This is a genomic window from Streptomyces sp. NPDC026500, assembly GCF_055567635.1.
The window spans coordinates 210,984-237,887 of sequence record NZ_JBVHQB010000014.1 but is presented as its reverse complement, the minus strand read 5'-3'; the positions used below and the strand labels follow the sequence as shown (position 1 = coordinate 237,887).

Below are 26,904 nucleotides of genomic sequence, written 5' to 3'. Positions count from 1 at the left end.
CGTCCGCGCCGCGAGTTTCTAGAACGGGTACGCCGCCACGTCCCCGCACACCGTCGTCCACCGTACGTCGGTGAAGGCCTCCAGATTGGCCTCGCCGCCGAAGCGGGCGCCGGTGCCCGAGGCGGCGGTACCGCCGAAGGGTGCGACGGCCTCGTCGTTGACCGTCTGGTCGTTGATGTGGGCGATACCGGTCGGGATGCGTTCGGCGAGGTCCAGGCCGCGTGCGGTGTCCCGGGTGACGATGCCCAGGGAGAGACCGTAGGGTCCCGCGGACGCGAGGGCCGCCGCCTCGTCGAGGGTGCCGAAGGAGCGGACCGGCGCGACCGGGCCGAAGACCTCCTCCGCGTACGCCGGGGTCGCTTCGTCGACTCCGGCGAGCACCGTCGGCCGGTAGAAGAGCCGGTCGTGCGTGCCTCCTGCCGCCAGCTTCGCGCCACCCGCCGTGCTGGACTCCACCAGCCCCCGGATCTTGGCGAGTTGGGCGTCGTCGATGATGGGTCCGAGGTGCACCTGTTCGCGGTACGGGTCGCCGACGGCGAGCGAGTCGGCCTTGGCGGCGAGCCGTTCGACGTATTCCTCGTACAGCGAGGCGTGGACCAGATGGCGGCCGGTCGTCATGCAGATCTGGCCCTGGTGGAAGAACGAGCCCCAGGCCGCCGTGGAGATGACCGCGTCGAGATCGGCGTCCTCGAGGACGACCAGGGCGGAGTTCCCGCCCAACTCCAGGTGTGCGCGCTTGAGATGACGGCCGGCCGCCTCACCGACCGCCCGCCCGGCGGCGGTCGAGCCGGTGAAGGAGATGACCGGGACCAGCGGGTCGGTGACCAGGGCGCGGCCGGCCTCGGGGCCGCCGGGCAGAACCTGCAGCAGCCCGTCGGGAAGTCCCGCCGCGGCGAAGACGGCGGCGAGCGCGAGGCCGCCGCACACGGCCGTGCGCGGATCAGGCTTCAGCACGACGCCGTTGCCGAGCGCGAGCGCCGGGGCGACCGAGCGGATCGAGAGGATCAGCGGCGCGTTGAAGGGCGCGATCACGCCCACGACGCCGACCGGGACACGGCGCGTGTACGACAGACGCGGCGCCTCCGAGGGCAGGACCTGGCCCGTCGGGCGTGAGGCGAGAGCGGCCGCCTCGTAGCACTCCTGGGCGGCGACGTGCAGCTCGAAGTCCGCCTTGCCCGGGATGGAGCCGGACTCCCGCACGATCCAGTCGCGCAGTTCGTCGGCGTGCGTGGCGAAGAGGTCGCCCGCCCTGCGCAGTACGGCGGCGCGCACGAAGTGCGGGGTCCTGGCCCACTCGGCCTGTGCGGCGCGGGAGGTCCGCGCCGCCGTCGCGATGTCCTCGGCGCCGGCGAGCGTGACGGTGCCGAGGCTCTCGCCGGTGGCGGGCTCGGTGACGGTGTACTCATCGCCCGAGAGCGGGCGGGACTGCCAGGTCGTGGGGTCGAGCAACGGCATGTCGGCTCTCCGATCGTTCACTGATCACCAGCGGGACTCAGCGGGCCCGTACGGCTCGGGGCGAGCGGAAGACCCGTGTAGTTCGCGGCCAGTTCGGCGGCGGCGGGACGGGATGCCGTGATCCGGCGCAGTCGCGCGAGCTGCATCCGGTGTTCGAAGGCATCCCCATCTGGTTGAACGTGCAACATCTTAGTCATGTCGTACGAGAAACGCGTCGCCTGCCACACCCGTTCAAGCGCCAACTCCGAGTAACTGTCGAGGAGTTCGGCTGATCCGGTGCGGTGCAGCTCGGCGAAGCCGCAGGCCAGGACCCGTACGTCGGACACCGCGAGGTTGAGCCCCTTGGCTCCGGTCGGCGGCACGATGTGCGCGGCGTCCCCGGCGAGGAGGAGCCGCCCGTGGCGCATCGGCTCATGGACCCAACTGCGCATCGGGGTGATCGACTTGGCGGTGACGGGGCCGCGTTCCAGCCGCCAGTCCCCGTCGACCGCGAAGCGCGCGGCCAGTTCGTCCCAGACGCGCTCGTCGGGCCAGTCGGCGGCGTCCGTGCCGTTCGGGACCTGAAGGTACAGCCGGGACACCGAGGGCGAGCGCATGCTGTGCAGGGCGAAACCGGTGGCGCCCCGGGCATAGATCAACTCCTCACAGGAGGGCGGCACATCGGCGAGGATGCCGAGCCAGGAGTACGGGTAGTCGTGGGCGTAGGAGCGGCTCGTGCCGGCCGGGAACGCGGCCCGAGCGATGCCGTGGGAGCCGTCGCATCCCACCACCCAGTCACAGCTCAACGTCCGCTCGCGTCCCTCGTGCACGAACCGCACGAGGGGCGAGCCGCTCTCCGGCTTCTCCACGGCGAGCGCCTCGGCCTCGAACAACAGGGGTGGTCCGCCGTCGAGTTGGAGGGCGACGAGATCCTTCACGATCTCCGTCTGGGCGTAGATCGTGACGGTCCGGCCGCCCGTGAGCCCGGGGAAGTCGATGTGGTGGCGCTCACCCTCGAAGCGCAGCTCGATGCCGTGGTGGACCAGGCCCTCGGCGTCCAGCCGCTCGCCCGCTCCGCACGCGCGCAGCGCGTCGACCGTGCCCTGCTCCAGCATCCCGGCCCGCTGGCGCCGCTCCACGTACGCGCGTGTCCTGCTCTCCAGGACGACACAGTCGATCCCCGTCCGGTGCAGCAGCCGGGCCAGCAGAAGCCCTGCCGGGCCGCCGCCGATGATGCCGACCGTGGTCCGCATGACGCGCCTCCGGTGTCCGATGCCGCCGGGGCCGAAGCTCCGGCACGGGGACCGGCCCGACCACGCACGGGCCGGGCGAACAGGCCCAGCCTCTCTCAGCTCGACGCGCGGTGCACCACTCGTGCTCCCAGCACCTCGTGCGTCTCGGGCTCGGCTCCCGGTTCGCGGACCGCGCGGTCGACGAGGTCGGCGAGGTCGCGGCCGGACGGCAGCTCGATGTGGACGGTGCTCAGCCGGGGCCGCAGGAGCCGGCCGAGCATGAGGTCGTCGGCGCCGACGACGGCGGTCTCGTCCGGGACGGCGACCCCTTCGTCCTGAAGGGCGCGCATGAGGAGCATCGCGTACTCGTCGTTGTACGCGAACACGGCGTCGAGGCCGAGCGGACGCCAGCGCGCGGCGAGCCGGGCCGCGGCCTCCTCCTCGTACGCCAGGGGCAGTTCGGTCACGGTCGCGTCCGTGCCGCGCAGGGCCCGCCGTACGCCGTCGAGTCGGGGCCGGGAAAAGATCTCCAGGCCCGTCTCCTCGGGCATCACCACACCGATGCGGCGGCGCCCCCCGGACAGCAGATGGACGCCCGCGCAGTGGCCGACCCGGTCGTGGTCCATGAGCAGCGCGTGGGCACCCTCGACCCGTTCGGGGCCCAGCGTGACCACGGCACGGGCACCGGCCCGTTTGAGGACCGCCACGCCCTGCGGGCCGAGCCCGCTGCCTGGCACCAGGACGGCGACGGGCCGCAGCTCGGCCCAGGCGCGGGCGGCCTCGTCGCCGCGCAGGCCGACGCTGCCGTGCTGCACGACGGTGTAGTCGAGCCGGCCGAGCGCCGACTGGAGTTCGGCGAAGAACTGGTGGTAGAGCGGGCCCGCCGGCACGGTCGGGGCGGGCATCAGGACCATGCGGCTGTGCCCGGCGCGCAGGCTGCGGGCGGCCGCGTGCGGGACGTACCCGAGTTCCTCGGCGGCCTCGCGGACCCGGAGCCGGGTGGGTTCGCTGATCCGGACGGCGCTGGTGTTGTTCAGGACGTACGAGACGGTCGCGCGCGAGACGCCCGCGAGGCGTGCCACATCGGCACTGGTCGGCACGGGTCGCTGTGCGGGCGCCGGATGGGCGGACTGCTTCGGTATCTGCACCATGACGTACCGCATCCTTGCAGGGGCCCGGGCGCCGCTCCGTGCCGGGGCCGCCCGGACGGCTCCTCGCATCGCGGAACTGCCGTTTCCACGAAGGAGGTTGCGTGTCACGTACCGGTGGGCCTCCCCAGAGGTTACCGTTCGGTAGACAACGTCTTCGGAGGTGACCGAATGGCTCCCGACCGTACCCCAGGGCTGACGGAGAGCGCGCGTGCGCTGGCCGCCGGCGAGGTGAGCTCGCGTGAGCTGGTCGAACAGACGCTCGCCCGGATCGAGGCGGCCCGGCCCACGGTGAACGCCTTCCGGCTGGTGCGCGCCGAGGCCGCCCTCGCCGAGGCCGACGCGGCGGACAAGGAGCTGGCGGCGGGTGCCCGACGGCCGCTGCTCGGGGTGCCGCTGGCGGTCAAGGACGACGTGGACGTGGCGGGCGAACCGACCGCGTTCGGCTGCCCGGGCGACTTCCCGCCGGTGGCCGAGGACGGCGAGGCGGTACGCCGTCTGCGCGCGGCGGGTGCCGTCGTGATCGGCAAGACCAACACCTGCGAGCTGGGCCAGTGGCCCTTCACGGAGGGCCCGGCCTTCGGCGCGACCCGCAATCCCTGGCACCACGGGCACACTCCGGGCGGCTCGTCGGGAGGCTCCGCGGCCGCCGTGGCCGCGGGCCTGGTGCCCGCCGCGCTGGGCTCGGACGGCGCGGGTTCCGTGCGCATCCCGGCCGCCTGGACCCATCTGGTCGGCATCAAGCCACAGCGCGGCCGGATCTCGACCTGGCCGCGCCCGGAGTCCTTCCACGGCATCACGGTCAACGGCACGCTCGCCCGCACGGTGGCGGACGCGGCCCTGCTGCTGGACGCGGCGAGCGGCAGCCACGACGGCGATCTGCACCGGCCCGCCGCGCTGCGCGTCCGCGACGCCGTGGGCCGCGATCCGGGCCGGCTGCGCATCGCGCTGTCGCTGAAGCCGCCTTTCACCGCGGTGCCCGCGCGGCTCGACCCCGCCGTACGGGCGAAGGTTCTCGCGCTCGCGGAGCGGCTCGCCGGGCTCGGGCACACGGTGGAGGAGGCCGATCCGCGCTACGGGCAGATCGGGCTCGCGTTCGTCCCGCGCGCCACGGCCGGCATCGCGGAACGCGTGCGCGACGCGCCGTTCCCCGAGCTCCTCGACCGCCGCACGCACGGCGCCGCGCGCCTCGGCCGGCTGCTCGGCGGGGCGCCGCTGCGGGCGGCCCGCCGGGCCGAGCCCGTGCTGCGACGACGCGTCGGCGCGCTCTTCGACACCTACGACGTACTGCTCGCGCCGACGACCGCCGCTCCCCCGCCGCGGATCGGCGCGATGCTCGGCCTGAGCGGCTTCCGCACCGACCGGGCCATGATCGCCGCCTGCCCGTACGCCTGGCCGTGGAACGTCCTCGGCTGGCCGGGCGTGAACGTCCCCGCGGGCTTCGTCGGCGAAGGGCTCCCGGTCGGCGCGCAGTTGCTCGGCCCGGCCGAGAGCGAGCCGTTGCTCGTGTCGCTGGCCGCGCAGTTGGAGGCGGACCGGCGCTGGCACGAGGAGTGGCCGTCGTACGAAGCCGTCGCGGACTCCCCGGCCGCATAGGGGAGTTCCGGCCTTACGCTGTGACCATGGACGATGCGTCGATGGTCGGTTTGATGGGACGGGTCACCGGCACGGTCGGACCCGGGCTCGTCGGCGAGGTGATCGTCCGGGTGCGCGGCGGCGCCGAGCACTTCCTCGCCTACGCGGCCGCCGCACAGGACCGCATCGAGCGGGGCACGGTGGTCATGGTGGTGGAGTACCTGCCGCCGCGCACGGTGTACGTCGCGGCGGCGTACGACAGCTGACGGCGCGCCGCGACGCCGCGCCTTCCCCGCCCGCGGGCGGCCGGCAGCGCTCGCGGCCCTCTCCCGCGTATGCCGTGGCTCGGCAGCGACCTGCCCGCGCGACGACGCGCGACGGGCCCCCGACGGCTCCCCACGGGCCCCGCGGAACGGCACCCGACATTGCTACGGCACGACGCCCGATGGAACCGCGGAACGGCGGCGGACTCACGCCGTTCATACGACAGTTGAGCTGCCCTCGTCCCAGGTGAGAGCCGTATGCGTCAAGAACGCAACAAGGATTCCCCCACCTCTGTACCCCGGTGTCGGCGAGGAGCACACTCCCTTCGTTCGGTGCCGAAAGGGCACCATCCAAAGGGGGCGTATGCCGATGGTTGTCGGCGTCGTGGCGGGGGCGGTTGTCCTCGCACTGATCTTCATCGTTGTGGTCTTCAAGCTCATGTGGCGTGTCGCGGAGCCCAACGAAGCGCTGATCATCTCCGGTTCGAAGCATCGGACCGAGGGCCTTGAAGAGGGCATGGGATTCCGCATCGTGACGGGGCGCGGCACGCTGGTACTGCCCGGCGTGCAGGCGGTGCGCAAGATCTCGCTCGACCTCAACGAGACCGAGCTGCACGTGGACTGCGTGACCACCCAGGGCATTCCGCTGAAGGTGCGGGGTGTGGTCATCTTCAAGGTGGGCGACGACTTCGTGTCGATCGCCAACGCGGGGCGTCGCTTCCTCGACCAGCAGAAGATGATGTCGGAGCGGGTGCACAACGTGTTCGCCGGTCATCTGCGGTCCATCGTCGGCGGGTTGACCGTCGAGGACATGATCCGCGACCGGGAGAAGCTGACCGGCCAGACCCGGGCCGCGTGCGGTACGGAGATGGAGAAGCTCGGTCTGATCGTCGACTCGCTGCAGATCCACGAGATCGAGGACCCGACCGGTTACATCAAGAACCTCGCGATGCCGCACGCCGCCGCCGTACAGCGGGACGCGCGCATCGCACAGGCGGAGGCGAACCGTCTCGCCACCGAGGCCGAACAGAAGGCCGCGGCACGGATGTCGGAAGCGACCCGGGACAGCGAGATCCTCCAGGCCGGCTACCAGGCGGAGCGCGACAAGGCGGCGGCGAAGGCCCGGCAGGCCGGACCGCTCGCCGACGCCGCGGCCCGGCAGGACGTCGTCATTCAGGAGACCCGGATCGCCGAGCTCGACGCCCTCCGTCGCGAGCAGCAGCTCCAGGCGGACGTCCGCAAGCCCGCGGACGCACAGGCGTACGAGATCCGCGCACGGGCCGAGGCCGAGCGTGACGCGCGGATCTCGGCGGCGCAGGCCAAGGCCAGGGAGACCGAACTCGCCGCCGCGGCGGAGGCGACCCGGGTCAAGACGGCCGCCAACGCCGAGGCCGAGGCGACCAAGGCTCGGGGTGCGGCCGCCGCGACGGCGACCCGCGCCACCGGCGAGGCCGAGGCCGCCGCCGCCCAGGCCAAGGGCCTCGCGGCAGCCGAGGCGACCCGGGCACAGGGTCTCGCGGAGGCGGAGACCATCCAGGCCCGGGCCGCCGCGCTCGCCGAGAACCAGGAAGCGGTCGTCGCCCAGCAACTCGCGGAGAACTGGCCGGAGATCGTCCAGGCGGGCGCGAGCGCGTTCGGCAACGTGGATCACATGGTGCTGCTCAACGGGGCCGACGGCATGTCGGAGATGTTCGCCAAGGCGCTCACCATGGGCGGCACCGGCCTCGGCCTGGCACGCCAGTTGCTCTCGACGATGAACCCGGACGGGGGCCCGGCCAAGAACCCGGCGGCGGAGCTCAACGGGTTCGCGCCGCCGGTCAGCGAGAGGGTGCCCGTGGAGAAGGACAAGGGGTGAGGTCGGCGCGCTGAGGCGCGCAGACACCGGAGGTTCCGCGTAATGAGGCTCGGGCGTACGGGAGTTGGGCCACAGCTCCGGTACGCCCGACGCCGTGCGGCGGGAGTCGCGGGGGAGTTGGCCCGCGACCCCCGCAGCCCCGATGCCGTACGGCCGCGGACCCGCCCGCCGCGGCGACACGCGCAGGCTCTACCGTGACCCGCGTGACTGCCTTTACCGAAGACGACGTTCCCGGCCGCTACGGCCCTTCCGCGACCTCCGAGGCCGAGCCCCGCGAGGTCGGCGCCATGAAGACCGAGTACTCCCCCGCGCACGACGGCGACCCCGATCCCGGCGAGATCGTCTGGACGTGGGTGCCCTTCGAGGAGAACGACGGCCGGGGCAAGGATCGCCCGGTGCTGGTCGTGGCCCGGGAGGCCGCGGGCACACTGCTCGCCGTTCAGCTCTCCAGCAAGCGGCACGACGGGGACCGTGAGTGGGTGGCGATCGGCAGCGGGCCGTGGGACCGGACGGGGCGGGACTCCTGGGTGGACGTCGACCGCGTGCTCCGGCTGCACGAGGAGGGGATGCGACGGGAGGCGTGCGCGCTGGACCGGATGCGGTTCAACTCGGTGGTGCACCGACTGCGGGAGCGGTACGGCTGGCGCTGAGCGCGACGTGGTGAGCACGCCGCGGTGAGCGCCCTGACGAGCACCACTCGGACCGCGAGGAGACGGAGGCCCCCGGGCGAAGGACGCCACACGTCCATTTCCGGGGGGTACCGCTTCTTCCCGAGCCAGGATGCGCGGGGTCCACCCGTCTCTCACCCGCAGCGACGCCACGAGGCTGGGCGGCCAGATCGGTTGACCCGTGTCGGGCAGACCAGCCGTGATCTCCTCCCAGACACCACAGGTGCGCCAGGTCTTGCTCGTTGACACCATGTAGGACGCGGTCTTTGACAGCGCCCGCATGTGGCGGCCCCTCCACTCGGCAGGGCGGCCGCCGGACGGTGCCGCACCACACGCAGCGGGCGCGCTGCACCGCATGATGCTTCGATACACACCGGGAGCGGACGGCGGTTCCGCCTACTGCGTCGAGTCCGCGCGCGGACTGGACGGGTTCCGGAACCGCAGGTCGATTTGCGCCGCCTCATCGGGAAGGGATCCGCAGGAGGCGGCGGACCGACCGCCACGCCCGCAGGGAGCGCGGGGTGGAGGTGCTCCAAGAGGCCCCGGACCACGAGGTCGTACCGGGACGTTCCTCGCTCAGCCAATGGTCTTCCGTTCTGCCGCATTCCTGCATCCGCAGCGCGTCGGTATCCCCGGCCGGCCGATAGCCCGGTGTGCGGTATTTGTCGCGTCCACGATGCATGACACTCTCCTACCAGTGCGCCGCAGGCGCCCCGGAGAGGGTTGCCGGCCCTTACGGCCGGGCTGGTGCTCACTCCGGTCGCCCCAGTGTTCACCACAGGGTAGTTGGGAGCGGGCTCCAGGTGGGAACAACGGTCATTCCTGAATGACAGGGGCGCCCCTGCCGTACTCGATCGGTTCAAGCCCTACTTGGACGACCGCTGGAACCAAGGCTGCACCAATGCCTGGAAGGCGTGAACAAAGCCGGCTCGACGTACTCGACTGGCGATGGCAGCGGATCCAGCAAGTCTCCGGGTGCGACCAATGGCCACCCGCACCACCTACTTTCGTCGAATGCAGCCGTCGCACAACGCCCGGTCCGCCTGCCTGTGCCCTCACATAGCGTTTGGACCATGGTTTTCCTCATGACGTCGCACGACCGTGTGCTCGCGCAGCGTGAAGCCGAAGGCTGGCTCTTCCTCGCCGACACCATTCATGGTGTGTGCAACGCCGGCCGAGCCGGCCCGGGCAGGAGGCTGATCGCGCTGATGGCCGATCCGGTGCGTGCGCGAAGCGGACGTCCGATCAACGTCCTTGTCACCGAAGCGCGTGCCGGTTTGGTCAGCGACACCATCCTTGCGCTACTGAGTGAGGGAAGCCGCCTGGACATAGTCGCAGCCGACCCCTCCCGAGCGGGCCGGCTTCGACACCTGCTCCACACAAACCCAGGCCTCCTCGCCGGCCCGGAGCGGGTCCGTGTCCTTCCGGTCCCCATCGAGCGTCTCGAAACCGACCGCCATTACGACGTCATCATCGGTGGCCTCCTGTTCACTGCGTTCGCCCCGGACCGGGTCGAGGCCATCATGAACAGCTGCATGCGCCTCCTGCATCCGAACGGAACGCTCACGTACTACACCACCGTCGCAGCTCCGCGCCGACTGCTCTCCCGCGGCGAGGCGACCCGCCGCCGAGGTGCCGAGCAGGTCCTCGCCGCATATCAGCGCCGGTACGCCACGGGCTCCCGGCCGGTGTGGCGCAACTTTCCGCCCGCCCGTGTCTGGCAGCTGAGCCTCGCCGATCGCCCGTCCGCACCCGCACGGTCTGCCTGGACCCCGTGAACTCTCAACCCGACCCTCTGGTCCACCTGCCTGCGACCACCGCCTGCGCCGTACTGGGCATCGCGGTCCTCACTGAGTCCATGCCGCCGATTGGTGCACTTGTTCTCGATGTGCCCGTCATGCTCACAGCGGGTGCACTCGCACGCTCCGGACCCCTGTACTTCGCACTCGTGGTGGCCACCGTCGCTGCCGCAGTGATCTGCAGCGATGCGCTCGGCAACTGCTGGGGCGGTCCTCACCGCCCCGGCCGCCATCGTCCGTGCCGCTGTGGTCTGGCTGCGAGTATGTCGTCGCCGTGCCACCCACCGGGCGAGGACGGCGGAAAGACGAAGGTGAGCGTGGTCGTAGCCCCCGTCACCATGGACGGCACGTCACTCGACCATCAGCCGCACCATACGGGGGTGGCCGACATGATCAACCACCCCCACCTGTAGACCGGCCGCCGGGGCACGGTGACACGGGCCGCGATGGCAATCCCCCGTGGCCGGACCGGCCCGAGAAGCACGCCCCGGCGGCCCCTCTTCCCCCAAGTCACTCCGCAGGCCGAGTGCACGCCATTCCACAGCGGCCTGTGCATGGACAGGAAGGCCCACCGCACGTCCCGGTTCTTGCACTAATCCTCCTCGGCATATGGGGATCTGCTCCTCGCCGAGTCGAGCTGGCTGGGTGCCCTCCCTGCCGCTGTCGGTCTCCATCGACTCCCGCATGGTGAGTGGGTCGGATTTCAGCCGGTGAGGTCGCCGTCACGGGCCAGGAGTGCGGCTTGGACCCGGTTGGAGACCTCCAGGCAGGTCAGGATGCGGCTCACGTGTGCCTTGACGGTGCTTTCCCGCATACCGAGGACAGCGGCGATCTCTGCGTTGGTGGCCCCTTGGGCGAGCCGCCCGAGTACGTCGCGCTCACGCGGGGTGAGGCGGTCGATCCGGGCACGGGCCCGGTCTCCCGCAGGGCGTGCCGTGTGGTGGTAGCGATCGATGAGTCGGCGGGCGGCCGCGGGATGGAGCATCGCCGACCCGGCGGCGACCAGGTGGACGGCACGCAGGATCTCGGCCGGATCGCAGTCTTTCAGCAGGAAACCGTCGGCCCCCGCGGCGAGCGCGTCGTAGACGTACTCGTCGAGGTCGAACGTGGTCAGGGTGATCACTCTGGGAGGGTGGGGCAGACCCCGCAGCCGCGCGGTGGCGGCGATGCCGTCCATGCGCGGCATCCGTACGTCGACCAGGGCGACGTCGATGCGGTGCGCGGTGGCCTGTTGGACGGCGTGCAGGCCGTCCGTGGCCTGGGCGACGACCTCGATGGTGTCGTCGCCGGCGAGGAGATCGGCCAGGCCGAGGCGGACCAGGGCGTCGTCATCGACGATCATGGCGCGGATCACGAGAGGGAGCCGTTCTGTCCGGTGGCGGAGTGGGGGATACGCGCGAGGAGGTGCCAGGCGCCCGCGTCGGCCGGCCCGGCGTGGAGGCTGCCGCCGAGGGCTTCGACGCGTTCACGCAGGCCGACCAGGCCGAAACCGGACGGCGCCGGACCCTCGACATGCCTGCCGGCGGCATTGGCGACCTCCACTTCGACGGCCGGTGGCCCGTAGTGGACGTGCACGGTGACCGGGGCGTCGCCGGCGTGTTTGCGGGCGTTGGTCAGGGCTTCTTGGACCAGGCGGAAGACCGCGAGGCGGTGCGCGGCCGGCACGTCCTCCGGTCGGCCGTCGACGGCCGCCTCGACGTGTTGGCCCGCGGCGCGTGCCTGCGCGATCAGGTCGTCGACCTGGCGCACGGCCGGTGCCCGGTCCTGCACGCGCTCCGTGTGTCCGGGGATGCGGAGAGCACCAAGGACGTCACGCAGGTCGGTCAGGGCCTCGGTGGAGGCCGTGCGCAACAGCGCGAGGCGCTCGACGACCGGTGCGGGCAGCGCGTCCGATCGGTTGGCCAGAACACCGGTGTGCAGGGCTATCAGGCTCAGCCGATGGGCCAGGACATCGTGCATCTCGGCGGCGATCGCGGCCCGCTCGGACAGCCGGGTGGCCCGCTCACGCAGGTCGCGCTCGGTGCGCAGGTGCTGCAGTTGGACGGCGAGTGCGTCGGCCAGACGGCGCCTGCTGCCCGCCCACATCCCGAGCGCCAGGACCAGGGCCAGCAGCAGGGCGGAGCCGTACGAGCGGGAAGCCCACACGGTCAGCTGCGTCCTGCCGAACACGTTCAGCACTATGGCGACGGCGGCGCAGCCGATCGCCTGCCTGCCACGTCCCCGCACGGTGAATTCGAAGACCATGACCAGCAGGGGCAGAATCAGGCCGCACGCCCCGGCCAGGGCCGTGGCGACCACGGCACTCGGCAACGGCAGCCGACGCCGCAGCGCCACCGCACCACCGCTGAGCAGCGCCACCCCTAGCACCACTGCGACGTGGCTGCCGCCCGAGGCGAGGACGGCGTCCAGCGCCGACAGGGCCGAGACCGCCCCCACCATCACGCTCTCCGCCCACCACGGCCAGCTTGCCTTCTCCATATCTTTCACCGGGCCAAGACTAAGCAGGCCGACGGCCCGAGCACCCCCGACCTTCGTCGCCCCCTTCCATCGCAGATCGGCGGATTTCCCCGGCACGGACCGTGCCTAGCGTCGAGCCATGGACGACTCGACCACCTCCTGTAACCATGTTCCCGCCCAGCGTGATGCCGAGGGCTGGACCTTCCTGACCGAGGCGCTGCGGGACATGCGCACCACCGGCGCCATCGCCCCCAGCAGCCGACGCCTGGCACGATCCCTCGTCGAGCCGCTGCGCGAGCAGGGCGGTCGGCCGCTGACGGTCCTGGAGGCAGGGGCGGGGACGGGGGCGGTCACCCGTGAGCTGATCCCCCTCCTGAGCGAGGGCAGCAGCCTGGACATAGTGGAGGCCAACGCCGTCTTCGCCGACCGTCTGCGTCGTCTGGTCCGCACCCATCCGCTCCTGGCCGGTTGTCCGGAGCGGGTGCGTGTCCACCACTCGCGGGTCGAGGAACTGGTCACCGACCGCCGCTACGACGTGATCGTCTCCGGCCTGCCGTTCACCAACTTCACCTCCGGCCAAGTCGAGACGATCATGCGTCGGTACCGGGAACTGCTCCGCCCGGGAGGGGTGCTCACCTACTTCGCCTACCGGGGCTCCGGTCCCCTGCGCGCCTTGGTGGCCTCCCGGGTCGAGGTGCGCCGTCACCAGGCTGTGGAAGCAGTCCTGGCCCGCCATCAAGGTCGGTGCACGACCGATCACAGGACGGTGTGGGCCAACCTTCCGCCCGCCAGGGTTTGGCGGCTGCGCGCCCCCGCTGCCGGACCCACGGTGTGCGACTCGTGCTCCGCCACGGCCGGGACGCCGAGGTGAGTGTGCTGTGCGTCCTGCTCAGCCGCGAGTCGGGCATGGTCGCGTACGGGGTGCTGGCCGCTGCCGTGCTGGCCGAGTCCGCCCTGTTGGTGGGTGTCCTCGTGCCGTCCTTCACGCTGCTGCTGACCGCCGGCGCCCTTGCCCGCACCGGCCCCTTGAACCTCGCCGTCGTCGTCGCGGTCGCCGCGCTGGCCGCGGTCGCCGGCGACGCGCTCGGCCACCGGACCGGCCGCCTGCTGGGAGGTCACATGCGCGCGGGGCGGCTCGGGCGCCGCATCCCCGGCGCGGCCTGGAGACGGGCCGAGGCCCTCATGCATGCGCACGGCGGCCGGGCCGTGTTCACCGGCCGGTTCCTGCCGGTCATCCGTACCATCGGCCCGCACCTGGCCGGCGCCGCCCACTTGCCCTACCGCCGTATCGCGCCGTACAGCGCGCTGGCAGCGGTCCTGTGGGCAGGCTGTGAGGTCGGCGCCGGATACACGGCGGTTGCCTGCACGGGGCACCTCGGCGCCGTCGGCGGATGGACGGCGGCAGCCGTCGTCGGCGCTGCCGGAGGTGCCGCCCTGACCTGCGCAAAACGGCATGGCGACAATCGCTCGCGCTCGGGTCGGTCAAACGAACGGTGTGACTGAAGTTGTCGGTCACTGACGGGCTGCCGGGAGTCGGCCGTCGAAGGTCCGGCTGATGACCGCGCCCCAGCGGATCTGCCGGGTCGGTGAAAGTTCGCGAACCGGAGGACGTTCTCTCCATCAATCGCCATGTCCACGTCTGACGCCAGGTAGATCTCATGAATCCGCTTCAGATCTCCACCACACCCCACCGTAACGAGACCGACCCGGACACGACGCTCGCGAGAAAGGCACAGTCCGGCCGACTCGACGCCTTCCGAACCATCTTCAATCGGCACTACCAGGGCGTCTATGCATACGCCGCCGAATGCATGTACACCTCGGCGGACGCATATGAAATTACCTGCCAGTCTTTCGCGGATCTGCTGCAGAAAATCCAAGCCGGGTCGATCCGGACTGAATCACGCTTCCCTGACTGCCTGCGGCTGCAACTTCTGGAGCGGGTGCGGAAAGCTGCCGTCTCGCGATATTCGGAGGACCCGGATTCCGCAGCGTCGCAATTTCGGCACTGGGTAACGCGCGGCGCCCAGTGGCCCATGCAAGGGGACGAAGATCTGGCATTCTCTTGGGAACGGCTGCCGCGCACCGTGCGGTGCCTTCTCTGGCACAGGATTGTTGAGCGAGATAACCCCAGGCAGATCGCCGATATCACCGGAATCAGCGAACGCCTTCTGGACGATTTCTGCCAGGCGGGCCTGACAGAACTGCGCCGGTACCGAGTCGACCTCCATCTGGCCAGGACCACACTGCCCGACTGCAGGAAGTCAGTTCGGGAACTTCTCACCTGTCTTCCAGAGATACCGGCGAATAAGACGACGATGGCGCACGCCGGTGACTGCCCGGCCTGCCGCCAGATCTACTTGGACATCATTCATCTGGAAGCCCGATTATTGAATCAGCTTCCTCAACAACTCCTGGGATGGTGGCCGGGCAAGAACTACGAATGGATCAAGGAATCGACTCCGGTGCCGTTCCCGGATCCGCCGTTCCTCACCCGGGCCCTGCACAAGATGCCGTCCGCGACCTCAAGGAGCCGTTCTCGAAAGCGCAAGCACGGAAGACGATTCACCATAGCCAGGTGGTTCCGCTCATGACCGGTTTCATCGTCGGCTTCGCTGTCGGCTACTACACATCTTTTCATTGAACGACCCGGAAACCGACTCCGAGGCCCCGTGATCGCCGGGTGTGGGCGGCGTCGACGGCCCGAACAGATCGCCCGCCAACGGCTACTGAAGTTGAATGTGGCCGACGGGTGAGGCCCGCGGACGAGGGCGCGTCACGCTCCCCGGAGTTCGAATGCGAACGCCTGCTCGAATGCCCGGTGTGTGGTCCGGCCCGGGGTGCGGTCCAGGATCCCGAACACCACGTGGTCGAAGTACCCGTCGAAGGGGCCCTCGACCAGCAGCCCGCGGAAGGCCCCCGCCACCTGCGCCGGATCGTTCTGGAACACCCCGCAGCCCCAGGCGCCGAGGACCAGACGACGGTAGCCGTGGGCGGCGGCCGTCTCCAGGACGCGTTCGGCACGGATCGCGAGCGCGCCCGGCAGCTCGGCCGCGCGCTGCGGGGCGGTGCGCAGGACGACTCCCGCGTTCGGAGCGGCCGCGGTCAGGAATCCGGCCGGAAACGGCTCGTCGAGGAGCCGGCCCCGGTCGTCACGGAAGACGGGTACGCCGGGTGAGTGAATGACACGGTCCGTGTAGAACGCGTCACGGTGGGCGCGGTGATGGTCGTAGAAACCCCGGGCCCGCAGCAGGCAGGTGTACAGCGCGGAGGCCCGGCACAGCGCCTCCTCCTGGGCCTGGGCGCCGTTCAGGTAGCCGCCGCCGGGATTGCGCGCCGAGGAGAAGTTCAGCACGGCGACCGGATCCCCGCCCAGGGTGGTCAGCCGGCGGGCCGCCTCCAGGCTGCTCTCGCCCGTGACCTCGAACGATGTCCCGACCGGGGTCACCGTCGGTGTCTCCACCGGTTCCGGGCCGTACAGGCGCGTCCCGGCCCGCGCGGCCTCGACCGCCGCGGCGATGGACACCGCGCCCCCGGAAGGGGCGCGATAGCCACCCGCCGCCACGATCCCCTCGGTCTCCCGCGCGATCGCACGCAGGCGCGCGCTCATGGCGCGACCCCCGTACGCGCCACGGGCGCGGCCTGCGTGCGCTCCCCCGTCGTGCCCATGAACGCATCGTGAGCGATGCTGGTCGTGCGGCGCAACAGAGTTTCGCGGCCCCGCAAACAGTGTTTCCCGGTCCCGAAAGCGAGCATTTGCACCCTTGTGCGAACCGCCGAGAGGGTCTTGGGTGGACAGGTGATTGTCGGCCCGACCCACCAGACCCCGGGCCGGCGGCATGGTGGAATCTCAGGAGGATCCCTACATGTCCGATTCGGTGAGTGACTGTACGGAGCGCCGACGCTCCGCCGTCACCGAGGCCGAGGTGGAGGCGCTGGTCCGCGGCATCTGCTTCAAGACCGGTCCGCCCCGCCTCCTCGGTGTCGAAGTCGAATGGCTCGTCCACGAGCTGCGCAGGCCGCGGCTCCCCGTACCACCTGAACGACTGGAAGCGGCATATGCCGCACTGCGGACCCTGCCCCTGCGTTCGGCGCTCACCGTCGAACCCGGTGGACAGCTGGAGCTCAGTTCCGCTCCCGCCACCTCCCTGATGGAGTGCGTGGGGTCCGTCTCGGCCGACCTCGACGCCGTACGCGCCACCTTGCGCGAGGCGGGTCTCGGCCTCAGTGGTTACGGCCAGGACCCCTGGAACCCCCCGAGCCGCTATCTCCATGAGCCCCGGTACGACGCCATGGAGCGCTACCTCGACCGCGCGGGACCCGAGGGCCGCGCCATGATGTGCACGTCGGCGTCGGTCCAGGTGTGCCTGGACGCCGGCTACGAGGAGCCGGGCCCGCTCGGGCACGGGCGCCGCTGGTGGCTGGCCCACCAGCTCGGCGCGGTCCTGGTGGCCGCGTTCGCGCACTCCCCGATGGCCCGGGGACGGCACACCGGCTGGCGTTCCACGCGCCAGTCGCTGTGGGCGTCCATGGACCCCGGGCGCAGTGACGCGCCGGCTCTGGGCGGCGATCCCCGTGCCGCCTGGGCCCGGCACGTGCTGGACTCACCGGTGATGTGCGTACGGGCGCCCGATGGGCCCTGGGACGTCCCGGAGGACCTGAGTTTCCGGGACTGGACCCGGTCCGGCGCGCCACCGGACCGGGCGGACCTCGACTACCACCTGACGACACTGTTCCCGCCGGTGCGTCCACGCGGTCATCTGGAACTCCGCATGATCGACGCACAGCCCGGCGAGAACGGCTGGATCGTGCCGCTCGCGGTGACGGCGGCGCTCTTCGACGACCCGGACGCGGCCGAGGTCGCCTACCGGACCGTCAAGCCGCTCGCGGAGCGTGCGGGCCCGGGTCCGGCGCCCCGCAACCCGCTGTGGCGGGACGCGGCGCGGTTCGGGCTCGCCGATCCGGAGCTGCGCGAGGCCGCGGCGATCTGTTTCGCGGCGGCGTCCGAGGCACTGCCCCGGCTCGGCGCCACCACCGAGGTCCTCGACGCGGTGGCGGAGTTCACCGACCGCTATGTGGCCCGGGGCCGCTGCCCCGCCGACGACCTGGTCGGCGTGGTCCGTTCACAGCACGACGGTCGATCCGGGCGCCGCTCCGACGGCCGCCCGCAGGGTCGGTCCGACGGGAAGGACATCAGCTCATGACCGGCACGACCGCCCGCGATCCGCTCACGGATCCGGAGTCGCTCAGGCAGCGCGCGCTGGACGCGCTCACCACCGCCCGCGACCGCACCGCCCTCCTCACCTCATGTGTGGAGGACCCCGATCTGACCGCGCAGCACTCGCCGTTGATGTCCCCGCTGGTGTGGGACCTCGCGCACATCGGCAACCAGGAGGAGCTGTGGCTGCTGCGGGGGGTCGCCGGGCGTGAGGCGATGCGGCCCGAGATCGACGGGCTCTACGACGCGTTCGAGCACGCACGCGCCGAACGGCCCTCGCTGCCGCTGCTGCCGCCCGCCGAGGCCCGTACCTACGCGGCCGAGGTGCGCGGCCGGGCGCTGGACATCCTGGAGAAGACCGCGTTCCACGGCACCCGGCTGACCGAGTCGGGATTCGCCTTCGGCATGATCGCACAGCACGAACAGCAGCACGACGAGACCATGCTGATCACCCATCAGCTGCGCCGGGGACCCGCCGCCCTCACCGCGCCGGACCCCGAGCCCGCGCCGCCGTTCACCGGTCCGGCCGAAGTCCTGGTGCCCGGAGGCCCGTTCGTGATGGGTACCTCCACCGAACCGTGGGCCCTCGACAACGAGCGTCCCGCGCACCGGCGTACGGTCCCGGCGTTCTTCATCGACACCACTCCCGTCACGAACGCCGCGTACCAGGCCTTCATCGAGGACGGCGGCTACGGCGAGCCGCGCTGGTGGACCCCCGACGGCTGGGACCACATCCGCGAGCACCGCATCGAGGCGCCGCTGTTCTGGCGGCGCGAGGGCGGGCAGTGGCTGCGGCGCCGCTTCGGCGTCACCGAGGTCGTGCCGCCCGACGAGCCGGTCCTGCACGTGTGCTGGTACGAGGCGGACGCGTACGCGCGCTGGGCGGGGCGGCGGCTGCCCACCGAGGCCGAGTGGGAGAAGGCGGCCCGCCACGACCCGGCCACCGGCCGTTCCACGCGCTACCCGTGGGGCGACGAGGACCCGTCCCCGGCGCACGCCAACCTGGGCCAGCGCCATCTGCGCCCGGCCCCGGCGGGAAGCTATCCGGCGGGCGCCTCGCCGCTCGGCGTACGGCAGTTGATCGGTGACGTGTGGGAGTGGACGTCGAGCGATCTGGAGCCCTACCCCGGGTTCGTCGCCTTCCCCTACCGGGAGTACTCGGAGGTGTTCTTCGGCCCGGAGTACAAGGTGCTGCGCGGTGGTTCGTTCGCGGTGGACCAAGTGGCCTGCCGGGGCACGTTCCGCAACTGGGACTACCCGATCCGGCGGCAGATCTTCTCCGGGTTCCGCACGGCCCGCGACGGGAATTCCTGATGTGCCGTCATCTGGCGTTCCTGGGAGGCGAGGAGAGGCTCGGCGCGCTCCTCGTGGAGCCGGAGCACGGCCTGTACCGGCAGTCGTGGGCACCCCGGCGGCAACGGCACGGGACGGTCAACGCCGATGGCTTCGGGGTGGGTTGGTACGCCGAGGGCGACCCGGTGCCCGCCCGGTACCGGCGCACCGGGCCCATCTGGGGCGACCAGTCGTTCGCGGACCTGGCCCGGGTGGTCGGGACGCGGGCGCTGCTCGCCGCGGTGCGGGACGCGACCGTGGCGGGCGCGGACGGCGAGGCCGCGGCCGCGCCGTTCGCCGCGGGCCCCTGGCTGTTCAGCCACAACGGCGCGGTCGCCGGGTGGCCGGACACGCTCGCCCAGCTCGTATCGGGCCTGCCCCCGGCCGAGTTGCTGTCGCTGGAGGCCCGGTGCGACTCGGCGTTCGTGTGGGCGCTGGTCCTGCACCGGCTGCGCGCCGGTGACGAGGAGGGACAGTCGCTGGCCGACACGGTCGTGGAGGTCGCCGAGGCGGCCCCCGGGTCCCGGCTCAACCTGCTGCTCACCAACGGCGAGACGATCACGGCGACCGCCTGGGGCGACACCCTCTGGTACCTCCTCGAACCGGGCCGTCGCACCGTCGTGGCCTCCGAGCCGCACGACGACGACCCCCGCTGGCGGGAGGTCCCCGACCGCACCCTTCTCACCGCCGACCGCACCGAGGTACTTCTCACCCCGCTCAAGGACATGAGCGACGACATGGCATCCGAACAGCACAAGGAGCCCCGTACGTGAGTCCGTTCCTGCTGACCCGCACCCTTCCCGAGGACGCCACGGACGCGGCCCTGCGCGCCGACGTCCTGCACGGCCTCGGACACCTGCCCAAGACGCTGCCGCCGAAATGGTTCTACGACGCCGTCGGCAGCGAGCTCTTCGAGAAGATCACCGAACTCCCGGAGTACTACCCGACCCGCGCCGAGCGCGAGATCCTGCTCGCGCGGGCCGGGGAGATCGCCGCGGCGAGCGGTGCGCGCACTCTCGTCGAGCTCGGTTCCGGTTCGTCGGAGAAGACCCGTCATCTGCTCGACGCCCTGCCGGATCTGCACACCTATGTGCCGGTGGACGTCAGCGAGAGCGCGCTCACCCAGGCCGGGCACGCGCTGATCGCCGAGCGGCCGGACCTGAACGTGCACGCGCTGATCGCCGACTTCACCGGCGGTCTCACTCTCCCGGGCACTCCGGGGCCGCGGCTCGTGGCCTTCCTCGGCGGCACGATCGGCAATCTGCTGCCCGCCGAACGCGCGACGTTCCTGGCGTCCGTACGGGCGCTGCTGTCGCCCGGTGACACCCTGCTGCTCGGTACCGACCTGGTCAAGGACGAGTCGGTCCTCGTGCCCGCCTACGACGACGCGGCCGGCGTGACGGCCGAGTTCAACAAGAACGTGCTGAGCGTCGTCGACCGCGAACTCGGCGCCGACTTCGACCCCGACGCGTTCGAGCATGTCGCGCTGTGGGACGCCGAGCACGAGTGGATCGAGATGCGGCTGCGGTCGCGGATCGAGCAGACCGTGAAGATCCCCGCCCTCGACCTCGCCGTCCACTTCGCGGAGGGCGAGGAACTGCGGACCGAGATCTCGGCGAAGTTCCGCGAGGACGGCATCCGCGGCGAACTGGCCGCGGCGGGCTTCGGCCTGACGCACTGGTGGACGGACACGGAGGGCCGCTTCGCCCTGTCCCTGAGCGCGGCGGCGTAGTACCGGTCCGGGCGGTGGTGGTCCGGTGCGCGCCGTGGACCGCTGCCGAACGCGACCGGACTGCCTTCGAAGCGGTCTCCGAGGTGGAGCGACTCACCTCGGAGACCGCTTCGATGAGACCCGCGGTCGACACGATGCCTCGCGGGTGCCCGTCGAACTGCCGGCCCTGCGTCGCGCCCCGGCCCTGAGCACCCGGCCGTCCTCTCGGCGGTACTCATCGCCGGTTGGTGCCGAGGAAGGCGCCATGCCAGGAGTGGTACCAGACCTGGCCGGTGTAGGCGTTGACGGACAACATGCCGGTGATCTTCCCCGACTTCATGGTGTGCAGGGTGTAGTAGCCGGGGTACGCCTCCGGGGCGCCCGCGGTCAGCGCGCCGTCCTGGCCATGGAGCCACCGCTGGGCGCTGCTGCGGGCCTGCGCGGCCGAGATACGGGCCCGGCCCTGCCGGCCGGAGTGCATGCCGTATGCGGTGTTCCACATCATCGCCGGGCCGTACTCGATCTGTACGGCTCCGTCAGCGGGGTCGACCAGGACCTCGGTGGCCGGACGGCCGCCCGTGGTCTCGAGTTCGGCGTAGAAGTTCCGGGAGAACCGCATGACCTCGCCGACCCGCAGACCCAGCCTGTTCGCGAAGGCCGTGGCCCGCTGTCGGGCCGCGTCGAGGGTGCGCACCTGGTTGCCGTCGCCTGCCAGCCACCAGTTGCCCATCATTCCCGGGCCCATCATGCCGGGCCTCCAGGAGCCCGAGCCGTCTCCCATCATTCCGGAGCCCCGGTCGCCGCTCCACGCGGAAGGTCCCCAGCCGCTGGTCGGGCCCGTGGTGGGTACGGTGGACGCGGGGGCGGCAGGAGTACCACCGCCCGGGCCCGTGGGGGTAGGGCTTGCCGACACGGTGGGGGTACGGCCGGGCATGCCGGCGGTACCGGAAGTGGCACTGTTCCCGCCGCACGCGCCGAGGACGGCGGTGCCCGCCAGAACGAGGGCCGCGACGGTGGCAGTCTGTTGCGTACGGCGGCGGGTCATGGTCCTCACGTCTCTCGTACGGTGCCGCCCCGGGCAGTACAGCCGCGGCGGCCGATGATTCTTCCTACAGCGTCCAGCCGGCCGTGCGGTCGCCCCAGGGGCCGTCCGGCCCCCACCGACGACAACCGGCCCTCTCACGTCACCGCGCCGTGGATCGGGTCCGGACGCGGGCCTTCAGAAGTTCGCCGGATGCGCGGCGCCTCAGGTGCCGACGGCCGAGGGGGTCGGCGGCCGAGGGGGTCGGCTGTCACCGTCGCATCGCCGGACGCGGGGGTAGCGGCAGTTCGACCCTTGTCAGGGGCGTTCGGCCCATGCGGTCCGGCTGGAGAGCGGCGGGACGGCCTCATACCCCCTGGGAGACGCGAGGGGTACCGAGAGCTTCCGCTTTCCGGAGGCAGGTCGCGATCCGACGCCTCAGCGCCCGGCAGACACACGGTTGTCCGTGTCCGCCGATCGGGGCCGCGCGGCTGTCGGGGACCTGTGCACGTGACGGCGCAGCAACCGAACGGCGAGCGCGTCGAGTGTCGCCGCGGCGACGAACGTGACGCCTGTGGCGACAACGAGGAGTACCGCGAACATCGTCCAGAACTCCGGCGTGAGACTCGTACCCATTGTTCTCACTTCCTCCGAGTCGCCTTCGTTTCCTTCACTTGCAGCCAACTCCATCGGGAATCAAGGCACATGAGCCAAGCGGGTTCACATGAGGTAGGGACGGGCCCTTGCGCCGCCGAAGCCCGCCAGTCCAACCCGCCAACCTGCGTTCACCGGCGAGGAGAGATACAAGTGAGAAAGGAGTCGACGCGACGGGCCGACACGTACGCCGCGCCACGGCTCCGCTGTGCCTCTGCGGGACCGAGAGCCCCGGGGAAGATGGGCGATGAATGGACATGGAGAACGCCGGCTCCCCCGGAAACGGGCGGCTTCCGGATCCGGTCACCGCGGCCACGGCAGTGGTCGACGCGCGCGGGATCGTGACGGGATGGAGCACCGGCGCCCAGCGGTTCCTCGGCTACCCGTCCGAGGACGTCGTCGGGCGTCCCGCGGCCGGCCTGCTCGGCCGGAATGCCGACGCCCCGGTGGACTTCTCGGCGGCTGGTGTGGGATGGCAGGGAAACCCGGCCCTGCGACACCGGGACGGCCACGACGTGGAAGCCGAGCTGCAGGCGTACGCGTCACTCGACCGCGAGGGCGGCACACAGTGGCTCATCGTGGCCACGCCGTCGCAGCAGCCGTATCCGCGTCCGGCGCCGGCTCCGGATGAAACCGAGGTCACGACAGAGGAAGCCTTCACGCAGTGCCACCTGCCTGTGATGATCTACGACGCCGAGTTGCGGGCCGTGCGCGGGAGCGCCGGCGCGGTCCGCGCACTGGGGCTCTCGGAGCGGCAGATGCGCGGTCGGCGGGTGACCGACATCCTGCCTCCGCATGTCTGCGCCAAGGTCGAGGAGGGGATGCGCAGAGTCTTCGAGACGGGACGGCCGGAGTATTTCCAAGTGCACGGCCGACCACGGCCACAAGCCCACGGCCGCCACTGGGCCGTCACCGTGTCCCCCGTCAGGGACCCGGCAGGCGAGGTACGCCACGTTCAGCTCATGGCGCTCGACATCACCGAACTGCACCAGGCCCGGGAGCGGCTCGCCCTGCTGAACGACGTCAGCTCGCAGGTGGGCAGCACGCTGGATGTGGCACGTACGGCACAGGAGATGGCCGACATAGCGGTGGGCCGACTCGCCGACTTCATCAGCATCGACCTGCTGGACTCGCTGCTGCGCGGCTTCGAGCCCAGGCCGTCGGACGACGGTTCCATCGGTCTGCGCCGCGTCGCGCAGCAGTCCGTCCTGCCCGGTGTGCCCGAGTCGGTGATCCAGCCAGGAGACGTCGACTACTACCCGGAATCCTCACCCCCCGCCCGCTGCCTGCTCACCGGCCGCTCCTCGCTGCACCGCACCCTGGACGCGGCCGTCGGCAGCTGGCAGACGGCCGACCCCGAGCGCGCGGAGAAGGTCCGCTCCTTCGGGATGCACTCGATCATGGTGGTCCCCCTGCGTGCCCGGGGCATCACACTCGGGGTGGCCGTGCTCGTGCGCCACCGGCGCCGCCATCCGTTCGACGACGACGATCTGCTTCTCGCGGAGGAGATCGCCGCTCGGACCGCCGTCGCCGTGGACAATGCCCGCCGCTTCACCCGCGAGCGGACCACCGCCCTGGCCCTGCAGCGAAGTCTGCTTCCTCATCGGCTCGCCGCCCAGGATGCCGTGGAGGTGGCTCACCGCTACCTGCCGGCTCGCTCCCGGGCCGGGCTGGGCGGCGACTGGTTCGATGTCATCCCCCTGTCGGGCGCCAGGGTCGCCCTGGTGGTCGGAGACGTCGTCGGCCACGGGCTGCGGGCCTCCGCCACGATGGGGCGGCTGCGGACCGCGGTGCGCACGCTGGCCGACGTCGACCTGCCTCCCGAGGAACTCCTCGTCCATCTCGACGACCTGGTCACTCACCTCAAGTCGGAGGAGGGCGCGACCGCGGATTCGGAACTCGACGTCGTCACCGATCTCGTCGCCACGTGTCTGTACCTGGTCTACGATCCGGTCTCGCGCCGCTGCTCAGCCGCCACAGCGGGTCATCCACCACCCGCCGTGCTGACGCCCGACGGCAGGGCCGCGTTCGTCGAGCTGTCTGCCGGACCTCCGCTGGGGGTGGGCGGCCTCCCCTTCGAAGCGGTCGAATGGGAGGTACCCCGGGGCAGCCTCCTGGCGCTGTACACAGACGGCCTCGTCGAAGTCCCCGAACACGACCTCGACAGGGGCATGGCACTGCTGCTCCAGCAACTGGATCAACCCGCGCGCTCACTCGACGCCACCTGCGACGACCTGATCCGGACCATGCTCCCTGCGCAGCCGTCGGACGACGTCGCCCTCCTTCTGGCACGCACGCGGTCCCTCGACTCGGGCCAGGTCGCCACCTGGGACCTGCCCTCCGACCCGGCGGCCGTGGCGGGCGCCCGGCGCGAGGTTTCCCTGCGATTGGCGGACTGGGGACTGGAGGAGGCCACCTTCACGACCGAGTTGATCGTGAGCGAACTGGTCACCAACGCGATCCGCTACGGCGGCCCTCCCGTCCAGTTGCGCCTGATCCGAGGCACCGCGCTCATCTGCGAGGTCCGTGACAGCAACAGCACCGCCCCGCACATGCGCAGGGCCCGCATGTTCGACGAAGGCGGGCGCGGCCTGATGATGGTCGCCCAGCTGGCCGAGCGTTGGGGAACGCGCCACCTGCCCGGAGGGAAGTCGATCTGGGCAGAGATCGACATCGCGAACGAGCAGCCGTAGGGGCGGTCACTGTCCGGCGGCGCCAAACCCTTCGAAGCGGTACGTACGGTCAGCCATCAGAACGGTGACCCTCACCGTAGGGGAACACCGCCACGGGGCAGTGCGCATGGTGCAGCACGGCGTGGACGACGCGCCCCAGGGGCGTGCCGAGCACATGGGCCGGCCGACGGGCACCGACGACAACCAGGTCCGCATGAGCGGACGCGTCGACGAGGGCACCGGCCGGGGAATGGGCGCGCACCATGTCACTGGTGACCGTCAGGCCGGGAAATTCGTCCCGCACGGGCCCGATCAGGCGGGTGATGGAACTCGCCTGCTCCTCGGCGACGTCCGTGAGGTCGCCGAGCATCGGCACCATGCTCCCGGCGTACTGGTAGTAGGCGTAGGCGCTCAGCACCCGCAACGAGGCCTTGTGACGGTCCGCGGTCTCCGCCGCGAACCGCATCACATCGAGGTCGCGCTCGTCGCGTACGGCGACCAGCACGACGCCAGTGGTGACGTGACTGGGTGTGCCGCGTACCACGACGACAGGAGCGGCCGCGCAAGCGGCGACCCGGAGTCCCACCGAGCCGAGCAGGAGCGCCGAAAACCCTCCGGCGCCACGGGAACCCACGACCGTGAGGCCGTGGTCGCCGGCTTCGCCGAGCAGCGCCGGGACAGCGGCGTCCCGGCTGACCATGGAGGTGACCCGGATCCCGGGAGCCTGGTCCTCCGCCAGTGCAGCCGCACGTTCCACGGTGTCCAGACCGGCGTCGAGCACCCGCTGGACCACGGATTCGGGGGACAGTTCCGGGCCCCAGGTGTCGAGGCCGGTGGCACACACGATGTGCAGGGGCACGCCCCTGGACTCGGCTTCGACGGCGGCCCACCGCACCGCCAGTGCGGCACCCTCGGATCCGTCCGCCCCCGCGACAACCGGCCCGTGCACGGCAACCATGATCCCTCCAGGTTCAGGTGATTCCACCCTGCCACCGCATACGGAGCCCAGAAAGTCGCCATTCGTCCCAAAAGTGGGGCCGCACGGCCCAAGCGGACCGCATGGTCGCCCCTCCACGAGGGGAGCACCGGCGGACCCGGTTCGAGAGCGACCGCAAAGGGGTGTGCCCCCTGGCCGTCCCCTCCGCACCGGCGCACGCTGGTAGGGGCAGCACAGATCCAGACCTCACGGAGTCATCATGTACGGCACCCCGCGCATCGTGAGCGATGTCATGAGCCACACGGTCGCCGCCGTCGGCAGGCGGGCACCCTTCAAAGAGATCGTGCAGTTGATGCAGGACTGGCGGATCAGCGCCCTGCCGGTGATCGAAGGCGAGGGCCGGGTGGTCGGTGTGGTCTCCGAGGCGGACTTGCTGCCCAAGGAGGAACTGCGGGACGACCCCGATGTGGCCTTTCCGCAACGACGTCGACCGGTCGATGTGGCGAAGGCCGAAGCGACCACCGTCGAAGACCTGATGTCCTCCCCCGCCCTCACCGTCCATGCGGACGCAACACTCGCCGAGGCCGCGAGGATCATGGCACGGGGCGGGGTCAAACGGCTGCCCGTGGTCAACGGGACCGGGCTTCTGGAAGGGGTCGTCAGCCGCTCCGACCTGCTCAAGGTTTTCCTGCGCGACGATGAGGACATCGCCGAGGAAGTCCGCCGCGAGGTGGTGTCCACTGTCTTCCCGCCGCCGTCCTCCATCCAGGTGGAGGTGCACGACGGAGTCGCCACGCTGACGGGCCGCGTCCGCGACACCACCATGGTCCCCGTGGCCGCCCGCCTGGTGCGGGCCGTCGAAGGCGTGGTGGACGTACGGTTCGACCTCCCGCACGAACGACCGTGAGTGAGCGGCGCCGGTCGGCCC

General features: G+C 71.2%; 23 protein-coding genes. 14 read left to right on the top strand and 9 right to left on the bottom strand.

The annotated features are described in order from the left end of the window. Positions 1 to 18 precede the first annotated feature (18 nt). The 3 genes from ACZ4N5_RS25565 to ACZ4N5_RS25555 form a co-directional block, all read right to left on the bottom strand. Positions 19 to 1,455 carry an aldehyde dehydrogenase family protein gene (locus ACZ4N5_RS25565; RefSeq protein ID WP_467759389.1) on the bottom strand — a complete coding sequence of 479 codons (1,437 nt, stop codon included), beginning with the start codon at positions 1,453 to 1,455 and terminating at the stop codon, positions 19 to 21. Positions 1,456 to 1,472: 17 nt separating this feature from the next. Next, complete coding sequence (locus ACZ4N5_RS25560) at positions 1,473 to 2,687, bottom strand: 4-hydroxybenzoate 3-monooxygenase (RefSeq protein ID WP_467759388.1); 1,215 nt, start codon at positions 2,685 to 2,687, stop codon at positions 1,473 to 1,475. A gap of 95 nt (positions 2,688 to 2,782) precedes the next feature. Further along, positions 2,783 to 3,817, bottom strand: coding sequence for a LacI family DNA-binding transcriptional regulator (locus ACZ4N5_RS25555; protein WP_467759387.1), 1,035 nt, complete (start codon positions 3,815 to 3,817; stop codon positions 2,783 to 2,785). Positions 3,818 to 3,985: 168 nt separating this feature from the next. Here ACZ4N5_RS25555 and ACZ4N5_RS25550 point away from each other — a divergent pair, with 168 nt between their 5' ends. The 5 genes from ACZ4N5_RS25550 to ACZ4N5_RS25530 all read left to right on the top strand — a co-directional run bounded on the left by ACZ4N5_RS25550 (position 3,986) and on the right by ACZ4N5_RS25530 (position 9,953). Further along, the gene (locus ACZ4N5_RS25550; RefSeq protein ID WP_467759386.1) at positions 3,986 to 5,410 is read left to right on the top strand and encodes an amidase; all 1,425 of its coding nucleotides are present in this window, start codon (positions 3,986 to 3,988) and stop codon (positions 5,408 to 5,410) included. Positions 5,411 to 5,436: 26 nt separating this feature from the next. Continuing rightward, on the top strand, positions 5,437 to 5,655 hold the full coding sequence (locus ACZ4N5_RS25545) for a hypothetical protein (RefSeq protein ID WP_467759385.1): 219 nt from the start codon (positions 5,437 to 5,439) through the stop codon (positions 5,653 to 5,655). A 361-nt stretch (positions 5,656 to 6,016) separates the two neighbouring features. Next, positions 6,017 to 7,507 (top strand): flotillin family protein, encoded by a 1,491-nt coding sequence (locus tag ACZ4N5_RS25540; RefSeq protein WP_467759384.1) that lies wholly within the window; start codon positions 6,017 to 6,019, stop codon positions 7,505 to 7,507. 203 nt (positions 7,508 to 7,710) lie between these two features. After that, complete coding sequence (locus tag ACZ4N5_RS25535; RefSeq protein ID WP_467759383.1) at positions 7,711 to 8,157, top strand: type II toxin-antitoxin system PemK/MazF family toxin; 447 nt, start codon at positions 7,711 to 7,713, stop codon at positions 8,155 to 8,157. A 932-nt stretch (positions 8,158 to 9,089) separates the two neighbouring features. Further along, entirely contained in the window at positions 9,090 to 9,953 is an 864-nt protein-coding gene (locus ACZ4N5_RS25530) for a translation initiation factor IF-2 (protein WP_467759382.1), read from the top strand. A 724-nt stretch (positions 9,954 to 10,677) separates the two neighbouring features. On the opposite strand, the gene ACZ4N5_RS25525 is transcribed toward ACZ4N5_RS25530, so the two are convergent. Next, positions 10,678 to 11,328, bottom strand: a complete 651-nt coding sequence (locus tag ACZ4N5_RS25525; RefSeq protein WP_467759381.1) for a response regulator — start codon at positions 11,326 to 11,328, stop codon at positions 10,678 to 10,680. Further along, positions 11,325 to 12,452 carry a sensor histidine kinase gene (locus ACZ4N5_RS25520; protein ID WP_467759408.1) on the bottom strand — a complete coding sequence of 376 codons (1,128 nt, stop codon included), beginning with the start codon at positions 12,450 to 12,452 and terminating at the stop codon, positions 11,325 to 11,327. Before ACZ4N5_RS25520 ends, ACZ4N5_RS25525 begins: the two co-directional genes overlap by 4 nt. Before the next feature lie 118 nt (positions 12,453 to 12,570). Here ACZ4N5_RS25520 and ACZ4N5_RS25515 point away from each other — a divergent pair, with 118 nt between their 5' ends. From ACZ4N5_RS25515 to ACZ4N5_RS25505, 3 genes are all read left to right on the top strand, one after another. Then, on the top strand, positions 12,571 to 13,302 hold the full coding sequence (locus ACZ4N5_RS25515; RefSeq protein ID WP_467759380.1) for a class I SAM-dependent methyltransferase: 732 nt from the start codon (positions 12,571 to 12,573) through the stop codon (positions 13,300 to 13,302). Continuing rightward, positions 13,272 to 13,934: a DedA family protein gene (locus ACZ4N5_RS25510; protein ID WP_467759379.1), complete on the top strand. Its 663-nt coding sequence runs from the start codon at positions 13,272 to 13,274 to the stop codon at positions 13,932 to 13,934. The genes ACZ4N5_RS25515 and ACZ4N5_RS25510 overlap by 31 nt, the downstream gene beginning before the upstream one ends. Before the next feature lie 155 nt (positions 13,935 to 14,089). Further along, positions 14,090 to 15,025: an RNA polymerase sigma factor gene (locus tag ACZ4N5_RS25505; RefSeq protein WP_467759378.1), complete on the top strand. Its 936-nt coding sequence runs from the start codon at positions 14,090 to 14,092 to the stop codon at positions 15,023 to 15,025. 182 nt (positions 15,026 to 15,207) lie between these two features. On the opposite strand, the gene ACZ4N5_RS25500 is transcribed toward ACZ4N5_RS25505, so the two are convergent. After that, positions 15,208 to 16,041, bottom strand: a complete 834-nt coding sequence (locus ACZ4N5_RS25500; protein ID WP_467759377.1) for a TIGR02452 family protein — start codon at positions 16,039 to 16,041, stop codon at positions 15,208 to 15,210. A 256-nt stretch (positions 16,042 to 16,297) separates the two neighbouring features. On the opposite strand from ACZ4N5_RS25500, the gene egtA reads away from it, so the two are divergent. The 4 genes from egtA to egtD are packed head-to-tail and all read left to right on the top strand — an operon-like array spanning position 16,298 to position 20,713. Beyond that, positions 16,298 to 17,635, top strand: coding sequence for an ergothioneine biosynthesis glutamate--cysteine ligase EgtA (gene egtA, locus ACZ4N5_RS25495; protein ID WP_467759376.1), 1,338 nt, complete (start codon positions 16,298 to 16,300; stop codon positions 17,633 to 17,635). After that, positions 17,632 to 18,963: an ergothioneine biosynthesis protein EgtB gene (gene egtB, locus ACZ4N5_RS25490; RefSeq protein WP_467759375.1), complete on the top strand. Its 1,332-nt coding sequence runs from the start codon at positions 17,632 to 17,634 to the stop codon at positions 18,961 to 18,963. Before egtA ends, egtB begins: the two co-directional genes overlap by 4 nt. Then, complete coding sequence (gene egtC / locus ACZ4N5_RS25485; RefSeq protein WP_467759374.1) at positions 18,963 to 19,754, top strand: ergothioneine biosynthesis protein EgtC; 792 nt, start codon at positions 18,963 to 18,965, stop codon at positions 19,752 to 19,754. The genes egtB and egtC overlap by 1 nt, the downstream gene beginning before the upstream one ends. Beyond that, positions 19,751 to 20,713, top strand: a complete 963-nt coding sequence (gene egtD / locus ACZ4N5_RS25480) for an L-histidine N(alpha)-methyltransferase (RefSeq protein ID WP_467759373.1) — start codon at positions 19,751 to 19,753, stop codon at positions 20,711 to 20,713. The genes egtC and egtD overlap by 4 nt, the downstream gene beginning before the upstream one ends. 214 nt (positions 20,714 to 20,927) lie before the next feature. Here the strand turns inward: egtD and ACZ4N5_RS25475 are convergent, their stop codons facing one another. Beyond that, complete coding sequence (locus ACZ4N5_RS25475) at positions 20,928 to 21,440, bottom strand: hypothetical protein (RefSeq protein WP_467759372.1); 513 nt, start codon at positions 21,438 to 21,440, stop codon at positions 20,928 to 20,930. A gap of 711 nt (positions 21,441 to 22,151) precedes the next feature. Beyond that, positions 22,152 to 22,349 carry a hypothetical protein gene (locus ACZ4N5_RS25470; protein ID WP_467759371.1) on the bottom strand — a complete coding sequence of 66 codons (198 nt, stop codon included), beginning with the start codon at positions 22,347 to 22,349 and terminating at the stop codon, positions 22,152 to 22,154. Between the two features lie 269 nt (positions 22,350 to 22,618). Between ACZ4N5_RS25470 and ACZ4N5_RS25465 the strand changes: the two genes are divergently transcribed. Then, the gene (locus ACZ4N5_RS25465; protein WP_467759370.1) at positions 22,619 to 25,060 is read left to right on the top strand and encodes a SpoIIE family protein phosphatase; all 2,442 of its coding nucleotides are present in this window, start codon (positions 22,619 to 22,621) and stop codon (positions 25,058 to 25,060) included. Between the two features lie 49 nt (positions 25,061 to 25,109). On the opposite strand, the gene ACZ4N5_RS25460 is transcribed toward ACZ4N5_RS25465, so the two are convergent. After that, positions 25,110 to 25,997, bottom strand: coding sequence for a universal stress protein (locus tag ACZ4N5_RS25460; protein ID WP_467759369.1), 888 nt, complete (start codon positions 25,995 to 25,997; stop codon positions 25,110 to 25,112). A 238-nt stretch (positions 25,998 to 26,235) separates the two neighbouring features. Here ACZ4N5_RS25460 and ACZ4N5_RS25455 point away from each other — a divergent pair, with 238 nt between their 5' ends. Next, positions 26,236 to 26,883, top strand: coding sequence for a CBS domain-containing protein (locus ACZ4N5_RS25455; RefSeq protein WP_467759368.1), 648 nt, complete (start codon positions 26,236 to 26,238; stop codon positions 26,881 to 26,883). Positions 26,884 to 26,904 lie beyond the last annotated feature (21 nt).